This is a genomic window from Ruminococcoides intestinihominis, assembly GCF_040096285.1.
Lineage (GTDB): Bacteria > Bacillota > Clostridia > Oscillospirales > Acutalibacteraceae > Ruminococcoides > Ruminococcoides intestinihominis.
In genome coordinates this window covers 14,790-27,254 of sequence record NZ_JBBMEY010000012.1, presented here as the reverse complement: position 1 = coordinate 27,254, position 12,465 = coordinate 14,790, and the positions used below count along the sequence as shown (strand labels likewise).

The 12,465-nt window shown below is 30.7% G+C and carries 10 protein-coding genes; 9 read left to right on the top strand and 1 reads right to left on the bottom strand.

Annotated elements, in window-relative coordinates:
• The first annotated feature begins 25 nt into the window (after window positions 1-25).
• From WMO18_RS04690 to WMO18_RS04650, 9 genes are all read left to right on the top strand, one after another.
• The gene (locus WMO18_RS04690; protein ID WP_211148186.1) at window positions 26-394 is read left to right on the top strand and encodes a hypothetical protein; all 369 of its coding nucleotides are present in this window, start codon (window positions 26-28) and stop codon (window positions 392-394) included.
• Window positions 395-453: 59 nt separating this feature from the next.
• Window positions 454-1,995, top strand: a complete 1,542-nt coding sequence (locus WMO18_RS04685) for a hypothetical protein (RefSeq protein WP_211148187.1) — start codon at window positions 454-456, stop codon at window positions 1,993-1,995.
• A gap of 12 nt (window positions 1,996-2,007) precedes the next feature.
• A complete protein-coding gene (locus WMO18_RS04680; RefSeq protein WP_211148188.1) occupies window positions 2,008-2,325 on the top strand; it encodes a PrgI family mobile element protein in 318 nt (105 codons plus the stop codon).
• Window positions 2,315-4,717, top strand: a complete 2,403-nt coding sequence (locus WMO18_RS04675; protein WP_211148189.1) for a VirB4-like conjugal transfer ATPase, CD1110 family — start codon at window positions 2,315-2,317, stop codon at window positions 4,715-4,717. Before WMO18_RS04680 ends, WMO18_RS04675 begins: the two co-directional genes overlap by 11 nt.
• The gene (locus WMO18_RS04670) at window positions 4,717-5,892 is read left to right on the top strand and encodes an Ig-like domain-containing protein (protein WP_367286393.1); all 1,176 of its coding nucleotides are present in this window, start codon (window positions 4,717-4,719) and stop codon (window positions 5,890-5,892) included. Before WMO18_RS04675 ends, WMO18_RS04670 begins: the two co-directional genes overlap by 1 nt.
• A 14-nt stretch (window positions 5,893-5,906) precedes the next feature.
• On the top strand, window positions 5,907-8,003 hold the full coding sequence (locus WMO18_RS04665; RefSeq protein WP_367286392.1) for a type IA DNA topoisomerase: 2,097 nt from the start codon (window positions 5,907-5,909) through the stop codon (window positions 8,001-8,003).
• Between the two features lie 280 nt (window positions 8,004-8,283).
• The gene (locus tag WMO18_RS04660; RefSeq protein WP_211148648.1) at window positions 8,284-9,294 is read left to right on the top strand and encodes a DUF3991 and TOPRIM domain-containing protein; all 1,011 of its coding nucleotides are present in this window, start codon (window positions 8,284-8,286) and stop codon (window positions 9,292-9,294) included.
• Window positions 9,295-9,586: 292 nt separating this feature from the next.
• Window positions 9,587-10,435 carry a helix-turn-helix domain-containing protein gene (locus WMO18_RS04655; protein WP_367286391.1) on the top strand — a complete coding sequence of 283 codons (849 nt, stop codon included), beginning with the start codon at window positions 9,587-9,589 and terminating at the stop codon, window positions 10,433-10,435.
• Window positions 10,436-10,663: 228 nt separating this feature from the next.
• Window positions 10,664-11,536 (top strand): Fic family protein, encoded by an 873-nt coding sequence (locus WMO18_RS04650; protein ID WP_367286390.1) that lies wholly within the window; start codon window positions 10,664-10,666, stop codon window positions 11,534-11,536.
• Between the two features lie 79 nt (window positions 11,537-11,615).
• On the opposite strand, the gene WMO18_RS04645 is transcribed toward WMO18_RS04650, so the two are convergent.
• On the bottom strand, window positions 11,616-12,446 hold the full coding sequence (locus WMO18_RS04645) for a competence protein CoiA family protein (protein WP_022505442.1): 831 nt from the start codon (window positions 12,444-12,446) through the stop codon (window positions 11,616-11,618).
• Window positions 12,447-12,465 lie beyond the last annotated feature (19 nt).

The window sequence follows — 12,465 nt, the reverse complement described above, 5'->3', positions numbered from 1 at the left end:
TTTTTTATTTAAGGAGGAAAACAAAATGAACCGATTAAGTAATAATAACCCTTCAGTTAAAGCTGAAAAGAAGAACGCAAGACTTAAGCGTATGCAAAAAATCTACAACATGACTGTAGTAGTTTCAACACTTATTACTACTACTTCTATAAGTTCATCAGCCGTAACTAGACCATCCGGTGTAAGCACAGGTGCTATGAATAAGATTATTGATATTGTTTTTTATATCTTATACGCAGGTTGTGCTATCTATGCAGCCTCAGCTGCGTTTTCCATTGTTAAGGGTCACAATGAAGAAGACCCTAGAACGATGAAAGGTGGTATTGCTGGTGCAGTAATTGCAGGTATTGTATGTGGTTCACTTATTGCTATCAAGAAGGCTATCTTTAGTTAATAAATCATAGCATAGTACCTTTAATTAGGTACTATGCTATGTGAGGAGGTGTTGTATATATGCTTACAAAATATAAAGTTAAAAATATAAAAACCATATCGATGGATAATTCCAATCGTAAACGGACAAAACTTATAGCACTTCTTATGCTAGTTATTATGCTGATTACAATAACAACCGGTGGGGCAAGTGCAGTTACTATTGATAAAGAAAGTACCGGTGGAATTCAAAACATTGAATATTTTGAAGATGAGGTTTTAGAAGATTTTAGAACCCATGAAAATGTTCAAAGAAGTCCTCAGAGGACATATATTTTTTCAGACACATACGAATTAATTAAAAGATATAATAGCTATTCTCATCAAGTAACTAAATGGTGTAATAACCTTAACGCAGATAAAAATAATACAAATACGAAAAAGAACAGTAACAAAGCTACAGAATTATCTGGTGAATGGCACGAACTTTTCCTGAATTTGCGTAATCTATACGATACCGTTAGTAGAAGTTGCTTTAGTTCTGATAGTGACGGTAAGGCTCGTTGGAGAGATTATCAAGGTGGTAAATACACCTACGGTGACATTATAACCAACAATGACTACAACAATATTCGTAAAAACATTAGTTCTTATAATTCAGATTTTAACAAGCTTATTACTAATCTAAAACAAGCTAATCAAAAAATTAAAGAGAATAACACCTCACAAGTTATCAGTAATACAACAAAACTTATGAGTGGTCAGTATAGCGTTGTAACATATATGTGGAAGCAGTTAGGTCGAACACTTAAAGATTTTGGCAATGGTAATGCAAGAAAAGGAAGCAACTTTTTTGGTATATCTTGGGGTACTAACTCAATGAAGAAAATTGCAAATCTTATTGCTCCTATCACAAAAGCATTTGCCTATTGTCTTGTTGTTATATTATTTGGACTTAATATGACTAACACGATGTTGCAATTTGAATTTACAAGTCCTAGAGGAATATTAAGAGCATTAGGCACATTATTAATTGCAAAAATATGGGTTGACCTTTCAGTTACTGTTTGTGGATTTATTGTAAGTACAGTAAATTCAATGAATTCGCAATTACTTAACTTATTAAAAATTAATGCACATGGAGTGGTTTATTTATCTAATTTTGAACCAAAAACTGTTAATGCAAGTAGTTGGAATTTCATAGGTACTATAATAAGTTTTTTTCAAGGACTATTTTGGAGAGGTCCGGAATTAATTTTAATAATTGCATTAGGTTTTGCAATTATAAGTGTGTTTATCAAAATTCTAAGTCGTGCTTTTGAACTTACTTGCTTAATGGCAATATCTCCTCTTGCATTTGCTTGCGTTGCCAACGATGAAGCTAAAGTCTATTTTAAAAAGTTCATCGGAGCTTTTCTTTCAACTTGTTTATATATGACTTTTATGATTATTTGTTATGCAATAGGTAGTCAATGGTTATCAGAGGCAAATAGTGCATTAGATGTTGCAACTAATTCATTCTTTACAAATATGAAACAATTAATTCCTAGATTTGTTATCATATTTGGCATTTGTAGAATTATGGCTAAACCACCTAAAGCTTTAACTAATTTAATTGATTAAGGAGGATTAATAATGCGTAAAGTTAATATGACAAAGCAAAATATTATTAAGCCAAAAGCTTTGTTTATGGGATTGTCAATTCGACAAATAGTAATAATGGCTATTGGACTATTGGTATCATTAGGTGTTTTTGCTCTATTATACTTTGTCCTTGGTGCTTCCGTTGACTTAGCTTTAATTCCGGTTTTTCTGATTTTAATTCTGTTTGGTGCAGGTAGTATTGCTCAGATAAATGGTTCATCGGCTTTAGCTTGGTTATTAATTATAATGAAGGGTAATATTACTCGACATTATGAAAGTAAAGGAGTGTTCGATAGATATGAAGAATAACAAAATTGTTAATGTTAACATTAAGCAACAAACTGAAAATTACGGTAAAAGCAAGAAAAATCCAAAGTCAGCTCAGGATACTTTACCTTGGGATGAAGTTTACACTAACGGAATTTTCCGTTGTGGCAATAACTTTTCTCTACGATTTTTCATTCAACAAGTGAACTATAAGACAAAGAAAGATAGTGACAAAGATATTACCTACGATAAATATCAAACTTTTCTTTCCTCTCTCCCATCTAACATTAATTATCAAGAATTTATCGTTAACAGTCCTTTTGATAAGGAATTACTTGATAAAGCTATGATACCTAAAGACAATCAAAATGTTAGAGAGGACATATTACAAGATTATCAAAATGTTATGAGTAACATCGTTGATAAATGTGTTAACACAACTTGTAATCAGCTTATCATTGGTGTTATCTCTTTTGAGCCAAAAACAAAACTTGATAACATCAATATTCTATTCAAGATTTTTGACCAATTTGAAATTTTGTTTTCTGATATGGACAGTAAAATTACTATGGTTAAAACAGAAGAATGTTTTGAAATATTACATAACATTTATCATTCTTGCGATAACGAGCCATTTTTATTGCCATCATCATACATTCAGCACGATTGTAAGTTAAAAGACTACATTGCACCATCGCACTTTACCTTTAAGTCTAAACTTATTGAAGTTGGTTCAACTTTCAGTTCTGTTATGTTTGTAAGAAGCATTAGTAAATCTTGTGATGATGAGTTCATTACTGATTTACTGGACAATAATTATAAGATTACTATCTCTAAGCATTTAAAAAAGTTAGAGAAATCTTATGTTTTCGATATGCTCAAAAGGCAAATGGAAGATTTGGAAATGCGTCTTGAAAAGCGTAGAGAAAACAACAAAAAGCACGGTGGCGAGTTTATTCCTTATTCATTGCAGAACAGAGAAAAAGAGCTAACTGAACTACAGGATAAACTTGGTGATTCCAACTGTGATATGTACCAGATGGGTATTTATATTCTAGTTTCAGCTGAAACTGAAGAAGAACTAAGGGAACTTATGCTCTATATTAAGCAAAAAGCTCTTGAACATCAAGTTAATATTGACATTCTTAGTGGCTCTACTTATCAAGAGAAAGGCTTAAAAACTATTTGTCCTTTTGCTAATCCGGTAATTAATGCTGATGGTACTTTTTTGGGACAACCGTTTTATCTATTAACTAATGAAGTAGGTAACTTTATCCCTTTTAGCTACCGTAATGTAATCGTTGAGGGTGGAATATATTACGGTATTAATAAAGTCACTAAAGCCCCTATTTTAATTAACCGTTCAGACAATATGAATGGTAATGCTTTCACACTTGGTCCATCCGGTAGTGGTAAAAGTATGAACATCAAGTCTGAGCTATATGCTATTATGACTAAGTTTCCTAATGATGAAGTTATAGTAATTGACCCTGAAAACGAATATTCACCAATTGCTCAATCTTTTAATGGTGAAGTAATTAAGTTATCCCCAAATTCTACTAATTATCTTAACATCTTTGATACTGATTTAAGTTTTGTTGATGAAGGCACGAATGCAGTAGCACTTAAATCTAACTTTATAATGTCATTTATTGAAGTATCTCTAGGTAGAACACTTACCGGTACAGAAAAAGCTATCATAGATAGATATGTACTAAAAGTGTACGCAGATTATCAAAATGGCAGAACTACAGAAATGCCAACACTAGAAAACTTATATTATCTATTACTTACTGATGAATCAACAGACGCAAAAACACTTGCTACTACTCTTGAGTTATATGTAACTGGTTCTTTCAACATTTTTGCTCATCACACTAATGTAGAATATCACAAAAAGTTTATCGTCTTTGATATTAACGAACTTGGCGAACAACTTAAAACTGTAGGTTTACTTGTTACGCTTGAATTACTTTGGCAAAGAGTTGTTGAAAACAAGGCAAAAGGCGTTAGAACTTGGGTTTTCACCGATGAATTTTCCGTTATGTTTAATGATACAAACTCTCAGATTTATTCTACTGGTGACTTTTTTGTTAAAGTATATAAGAGGATTAGAAAGTATGGTGGTAATGCCTGTGGTGCTACACAAAACATTTCTGATGTACTTGAAAGTAAACAAGCCTGTTCTATGCTCAATAACAGTGATTTTGTTACACTCCTTAATCAAAAGCCATCTGACCTAGAAGCTATTATTAATCAATGGCATTTATCTGAGTCACAAGTATCATATATTAACAGCTCTGATGTTGGTACTGGTCTTATTATTAGTGGTTCAAATGTTATCCCATTTGAAAACTTAATGCCAACTGATAGCTTAATGTATAAGATATGTACTACTAAGTTTGAAGATAAGCAGAAGGAAATGAGTCAATAATGAACATACTTATTATTGCAGACAAAAAGACTTCAAAAGAATATACAGAACTATTAAAAGCCACACCTAATATTAATTTGTTAGGTGTGGTTAATTTTATAAATTCTATTGATTCTGTAAAAAGTTTAAGACAGAAATATAATCCACTTGGACTATTAGTTGATACTTCTGTTAGGCATAAAGGCATAGATATATCTTTATTAATTAAATCGTTACAAAAAGTATTTAATCAATCAAGAATATTACTTTTTGCTAGTAATGATGAAATTGAATTATTTAATGATTTTGGTTTGTACGGTGTCATAGGAAACACTATTACAAGTATTCAGTTTAATGAAGTAATTAAATCATTTGTTAATAATGAAGATATTGATACATCAGTTATTTCTCAAGAACAAACAGACAGATACATTAAGAGAAACACTAAAGCAAAAACAAGTTTAGTTAATAAGAAAATCATTCCTATTATACTAATTGCCTTAGTTATTATCCTTTTGATTGTATGTTTCGTTTTGAAAAATAATGATAGCGTGGACAATTTGTCCATACCGGATGAAGCAACTATTACTTCAACATCTACAATACCAACAGAAGAAAAAACAACTATATCTTCCGTTATTGAAACATACACATCTAATTCAGAAAAATACGTTACTAACAATCAAGTCATTGTAAATACTACAACTATCCCTCCATCAACTGTTCCAACAACTACAAAGATAATAACAACACAACCTACAACTAAAAAAGTTGTTCAGAAGAAAAGGAAAAAGAAATCTTCAAATTCTAATAGTAGTTCAAATAATAATGCTAGTAATGTACCGGTTCAGACACAACCACCTGTAACAAAAAGAATTGTTAAGAAAAAGCCAAAAACTCAAACACAGATTAAAATTGACTATGGTAATAATAACTGGTCTAACAATGGTAAAGTCGAAACTAGTATTAGTTTATCTTACTATTCAAAAACACTTGAAGTAGCCGATAGTGTTACTATAACTGCTACAGTAACGCCTAAAAGGAAAAAAGTCCATTGGAGTAGTAGTAATACTAGTGTAGCTACAGTAAATAATAACGGTTATGTTAAAGCAAAAAATGTTGGTACTGCAACTATTACTGCTACTGCAGATGGTAAGTCAGCTACTTGCACAATTTATGTAAAAAAGCGAACATAAGAAAGGATTAAATTATGATTGTAATTTACGCAGAAAAATACTCCCTTGCAAAAGAAATTGCAAATGCACTTAATGCAGGAAATAGGATACCATATGACAAAGATAATCGTATTTGTCATTGGGAATTTGAACTTGATGGTGATAAAGCTATACTTCTTCACGGTCAAGGACACCTTATACAACTTGCACAAGCTAAATCTTATGGTGAACAGTATTCTAAATGGGATATTAATGCATTTCCTTGTATTCCGAAAGAGTATAAATTAGCTGTTAAAGAGAACACAAAAGTGTTGTATGAATATATAAAGCCTTATTTTGATAAAGCTGATGCATTAATCAATGCAACCGATCCAGACCGTGAAGGTGAATTAATTTTTGATTATGTATATCGCAGTATGAACTGCAAAAAGCCTTGGAAAAGAGTGTGGCTAACTGACCTTACATACGGAAAAATTAATTACGCTTTTAATCACCTAAAAGATGGATTTGAAATGCAAACCCTACAGAAATCAGGTGAAGCTAGGGCTATTACGGACTGGCTATATGGTGGTAATTTAACGGTAGCTATGACAACTAAATTTTCTACTGATAAGGTTCTTTCTGTTGGAAGAGTTCAAACACCTACTCTTGCAATGGTAGTTAACAGAGAAAATGAAATAAGAAACTTTGTTAAGAAACCATTTTATAAAGTAATAGGTGAATTTACTACAACAGATAATAGCATTTATAAAGGCGAATATATTGCAGGTAAATTTGATGATAAGGGTTCTGCAGAACAACTAATTAGTTCTTTATCAAATAAAGGCAGTATTAAGTCTGTTGAGCATAAGCAAAAGACAGTAACTGCACCTTTGCTTTTTAACTCAACACAACTTCAGATTGCTTGTGCAAAACACCTTAATTGGGACTTAAAGAAAGCTGAAAGTACAATGCAAAAATTGTATGAAGCAAAATTTATGAGTTATCCAAGAACTAATACAGAACATCTAACAGTTGCTATGATGAACGAGGTCGAAAAAACTATCGAAAAGCTAATGCAAATTGACGAATACAAAGAATACTCTCTTGATAAAGAGAACTGGCTTGAGTTTAGCAAACGACACTTTGATGATGAAAAAGTTGGCTCACATACTGCAATTATCCCTACTCTTAATGTTCCATCTTCCCTATCTGATATTGGTGACGATGATATGATTGCACTTTATGATTTACTAGCAAAATCATTATTAAGAATTGTTTTTCCAAAAGTTGTAATAGAGGATACAACAATTATTACTAGCATTAACGATAAGGACTTTGTTTCTAAAGGTAGTGTTATTGTTAATGAAGGTTGGTATAGTGTTGACGCTATGCCTGATAAAATTAATATTTTACCTTCTATTAATGAAAATGAAAATGTAAGTTGTAATTTTGATTTAGCTAAAGGCGAAACACAACCACCAAAGCGATACACCGAACCTGCTCTTATTAACGCTATGGAACTTGCAGGACAACACTTTGAAGATGAAGAAGCAAAATCTTTATTTAAACTACAGAAAAAAGGTCTTGGAACTGATGCAACTAGAGTTAGCACAATCGAGGGATTATATAACCGAGGTTACATCGTTAAAAAAGGTAAAACTGTAGTTCCTACAGAACGAGGATTTTATGTTATTGATACTTTACCAGTATCAGATATAAAGTCAGCTGAATTAACCGGTGAAATCGAAAAACAACTTTATGATATTGAACTTGGTAAACTTAACTATGATGATTTTATCTCTCAAATTGAAGATAAAGTAAGACTATGGTATGCAGAAATTAAGAATTCTAAAGCTAAGGCATATGTAGATAAATCTAGTATTTGTCCATTGTGTGGTAATAAGCTATATAAGAGCAAAACTAATGTTTACTGTAGCAATTACAAAAAAGGTTGTAAGTTCAGCATTCCATTCGAATTGTGTGGTAAGAAACTAACACAAAATCAAATCAATATGCTTATTTCTAGCCAGAGAACTAACATTATTAAAGGGTTTAAATCAAAAGCAGGAAAAGAATTTGATGCTTCGTTAAAGATTAACGAACAAGGAAAGCTTGAATTCATTTTTCCTGCTAGAAAAAAGAAAAAATGATTACTTATCTCATTATTATAGGCTTTTATGCCTACTTTTTTTATGCCCATAATTTTTATAAAAACAGACTAAACGAATTAAAAAAACAGCCATTAACTTCTCTAAGAGTAAAGAAGTTAGTGGCTATTTTAATATCTATTGCTTTTATAGAAGGGACTTTACTATTAGCTACAGATTCATTGATGTTAATTAATATCAATATTTTTCCTGCTTTGGTCTGCTTATTTAAATTAAAGATTCTTAATGTTCGCATTAAGAGAAGAAAGAAGATGTATAAATAATGTTTTATTACAAAAAGAAAGATATGTACATTTTTACTCCTGAAGAAAAGTCTGAAGCTCACAATATCTCAACTACTGATTATTTGTCATCCAACTATGGTTTATCATTCAAAAAAGATGGTAAAGGCTATAGATGTATTGAACACAATAGTCTTGTAGTTAATGCTGATGACAAAGCGTGGTTTTGGAATTCTCTTTCTGTTGGTGGTGGTGACATTATTGCATTCGTGTCTAAAATTGATGATAGGCTTGATTGTAGAGCAGTTGAGTTAAGTTATGAGCAATCCTTAAAAACTGTTTTAAAGCCTATTTCAAGCGAAAGTAATACATATCATTCAACGTATAAGAAAGCTGAAAAAGTTGTTGCAGAAGATACAACAAGAAAAGATATACAGTTACCTCCTAAAAAGCAAGGAAGATATAACAGACTCTTTGCATATCTTATTCATACACGAAAAATTGATAAAGATATTGTTAGCTGCCTTTGTAAACATCATTATCTCTATGAGGACCAAAGAGGAAATGTAGTCTTTGTTGGCAAAGACAAAAACAAAGAACCTAAATATGGGGCAATCAGAGGCACTTTAACAGATAAGCAATACCGTAAAGAATGTACCTGTAGTGATAAGGCTAATGGCTTTTATCTACAAGGATACGATAAAGAAACTTTATTTGTATTTGAAGCACCAATCGATATGTTATCCCATGCAACGCTTATTAATATTGCTTGTGATAGCAAAACTGCGTGGCTTAACTCTTGTAGGTTATCCCTTGGTTGTGTATCTGATACTGCACTTGCCCACTATTTACAAGAGTATCCTACTACACGCAATATAGTTTTTTGCCTTGATAATGACAAAGCAGGAATTGAAGCAACAGAAAAATATATGCAAAAGTATTCTGATTTAGGTTACAATGTTAGTAATCAACCTTCATCAGTTGGTAAAGACTATAACGATGAACTTGTGCAGTTAAAAAATAATAAAGCCGTTACTCCACTTAAGAAGTAACGGCTAAATTTACAATTGACAAATTTCAACTTTTAATTTATAATTTAATAAAAATAAAAAAATTCATCTTCAGCAGGTGGTGGAACACCTACTGAAGCCTAATGATAACAAGAAACGGTTGTTAACATCAGTTTTTGAATTTATTTGATTTTATCATATAAATTTAAAAATGTCAATTAGTCATACTATATAATCTTATATATTTATGTCATATCTGTAGTTATTCATACTGCACTTGTTATTATAGCAAGTGCAGTTTTTTTATTATTAATCAATGAAAGGAGGAATAGAAATGCGTAGTAATGAACTTTTTAAAATGCCTAATACAATCTTTGATATGAACCTTAGTTCTACAGAACTAACTGTATTAACTGCAATGTATAGCCTACGAGGAGTATGCTATAAGAATAAAAAATATATAAGAATATCACAAAAAGCTATTGCTACTATGACAGGTTTAACACCTAAGACTATTTCTCGTATCATTGATAAACTTAATAGACTGAATTTAATTTTTGAGGTCAGAAGATATTTTGTCGATGAGCATAAGCTTGGTACATATCATTATACTTTACCTGTAGTTAAATATAACTATTTCTTTGTTAGTAGAAGAATTTTTAAATTATCAAATAAATTAACTGCGTCTGAATTTAGAATGTATCTATTTTGTTGCAAATGTGCTGATAGTCGAACTATGCAATTTTGGAATAGTTTTAATGATGTTTGTAATCAGTTAAATCTTCATCGTTCAAGTGTTATTGCTACCCTAAAATCTCTTATTAAAAAAGGTTTAATTAGTAGATATAGGGTAAAAAAGAAAGATGGCAGTTATGCTGATAATTATTATCAGATAAATACCATCTTAATCCGTAAACCTAAGATACAACGCAAAAAAAGAAGAAGATACTCTTCTCGACTAAGTATCTTCCCTTTTAGATTTGTTTTAGGCTTATTCAAATCTTACAAGGGTATTGTACACAATTTACATAAGACTGTCAAGTGTTTTTCTTTTTTTTCTTTATCAAGGGGTAGTCCAAAAATTTACACCTCTGTGAGGAGTACCCACTTACATACCAACAGAAAGAAAAATAATATAAAATTATACCTTAAGTATAGATGTAACTTAGAGTATTATTGCTGAAAAATTGTGAATAGTTGAGTACAGGTATAAGAAGTTTTCAACATTGCTTTGCTTTTGAGTTTTCCACATTGAGTGTCTTTCTGTCAGTCATTATAAATAACTTGAGTGAGTGTGGAATATTTATTTTTTCTCTGTTGGTATCTTCTTGTGGTTTATATAGCCAGTTCACATTTTTCATTGACTTTATATGCTCAAAAGCATTATAATTATTTTGGATGGAGTGATTATATGGAAAATAAGTTTCAAATGACCCTAGAAGATAATATATTTCTTGCAAAAAGAAATATTGTTGATATTATTTGGAAAAGTGCTAGACTTGAAGGTTTGAATGTAACTTTCCCAGATACAGAAGCAATTTATAGAGGTTCAATCATCTCTGATGTAGAAGTAAATACTGTAATTGCAATTAACAACTTAAAACACGCTTGGCAATTTATTTTGGATACTATAGAATATCCTATAGATTATCCATATATTTGTAAAATCAATCAGTATGTAGAATATAATCTTATTCCTAATGCCGGTTTTATTAGAAATTTTCCGGTATCTATTGGTGGTACAAGATGGAAACCGGAACTACCTATTGAAAGCAAAATCAAGGAAGAAATTGAAAATATTAAAACTATTGCAAATCCTACAGAACGAGCAATCACAATGATGTTGCATTTAATGCGTAGGCAAATGTTTGGTGATGGTAATAAGAGAACTAGTATGCTTTCTGCAAATCAAATAATGATTTCAAACGGTGTTGGTATCATTTCTATTCCGGTTGAATTACAAAGGGATTTCTCTAAAATGCTAGTTGAATTTTATGAAACAAACAAAATGGATGATATTAAAGAATTTATCTACCATTCTTGTATTGATGGTATTCCTTTACAAAAAAAGGAAAGTGAGCATAATTACAATCCAAATGATGATTACTATTTAAAAGTATCATTTAAGGAAGCTACTGTTCTAGAAAAGAATGGTATCAGTTTTGAAGGAACTGTACACGAACAAGGAAATAGTGTTATTAGGATTAAAACTTCTGACAAAACTAAAGTTGATGAAATTATTAATTCATACAGAAACAACAATAGTATAAAAAATCTAATATAATGAAAAACCTTGGACAATTTGTCCAAGGTATGAGTATAACATTAAAGGTTGGACAATTTGTCCAACCTTTTTGCTTTACCTAAATTATACGAATAGTTTTGATTTCGAGAAAATCTGAGTGTCTTAGGCTACAATTATTATAATAGTTACCATTACTTTCTTTTTGAAAGATTTCAGTAAAGAAAGCAATATAACAGTGCTGATTATCTAAATAATTAGCCTTATTCTCTTTTAAATATTTATAGACCCTATCACTAATAGCTATACTACAGCACAAGTATTTATATTTACTATTCTTTTTATCATATTCCTTATAAATTCTTAAATACCACCTAGATTTATTGTCTGTATTATTTTTTGCTTTATTCCATTTAATATAAACATCACCATAGAAGATTTTGATTTTTCTTAAATCCTCTGTCCTAAGAGCTGTAACTAATCTTCTTGGAACTGATGCTTTAACATATGTTTCTTCTCCAACAACTGATGTACTTGTTGTTGGTTTTTTCTTTTTAGGTACGCTTATAACTAAAGGACTGGAACCTACATTTTTGTTTTGAAAAAATAAACCTATAATCTTGTTTAATCTATTATGTATTTCATAATTATCAGGATTTTTATCCTCATATATAACTTTTAGCTGATTTGCTGATATACTTTTGTAATTCAGTGAACAATCATCTTTATGAAAGGAGTTTTTAGATTGAGAAAAGTGTGGTATCTTTTCTGTTCCGTTCCTTAGGAACAGTTTAGCTTGATTACATTCCGGACAATACAAATTATCCTTGTACTGACTTTCAAATAATTGAATATTATTGTCTTGAATTCTTGCTAATTTTTCGGCAGTAATATTCTTTACAAAGCGAGAATTTTTAATTACGGATGCGTCTGGAAATCTTAAATTTGACATTTAATCACCTCATTTATTT

Coding starts and splice junctions, on each gene's coding strand:
- WMO18_RS04675 (WP_211148189.1), top strand. CDS start 2,315: ATGAAGAATAACAAAATTGTTAATGTTAACATTAAGCAACAAACTGAA.
- WMO18_RS04670 (WP_367286393.1), top strand. CDS start 4,717: ATGAACATACTTATTATTGCAGACAAAAAGACTTCAAAAGAATATACA.
- WMO18_RS04685 (WP_211148187.1), top strand. CDS start 454: ATGCTTACAAAATATAAAGTTAAAAATATAAAAACCATATCGATGGAT.
- WMO18_RS04645 (WP_022505442.1), bottom strand. CDS start 12,446: ATGTCAAATTTAAGATTTCCAGACGCATCCGTAATTAAAAATTCTCGC.
- WMO18_RS04650 (WP_367286390.1), top strand. CDS start 10,664: ATGGAAAATAAGTTTCAAATGACCCTAGAAGATAATATATTTCTTGCA.
- WMO18_RS04690 (WP_211148186.1), top strand. CDS start 26: ATGAACCGATTAAGTAATAATAACCCTTCAGTTAAAGCTGAAAAGAAG.
- WMO18_RS04655 (WP_367286391.1), top strand. CDS start 9,587: ATGCGTAGTAATGAACTTTTTAAAATGCCTAATACAATCTTTGATATG.
- WMO18_RS04660 (WP_211148648.1), top strand. CDS start 8,284: ATGTTTTATTACAAAAAGAAAGATATGTACATTTTTACTCCTGAAGAA.
- WMO18_RS04680 (WP_211148188.1), top strand. CDS start 2,008: ATGCGTAAAGTTAATATGACAAAGCAAAATATTATTAAGCCAAAAGCT.
- WMO18_RS04665 (WP_367286392.1), top strand. CDS start 5,907: ATGATTGTAATTTACGCAGAAAAATACTCCCTTGCAAAAGAAATTGCA.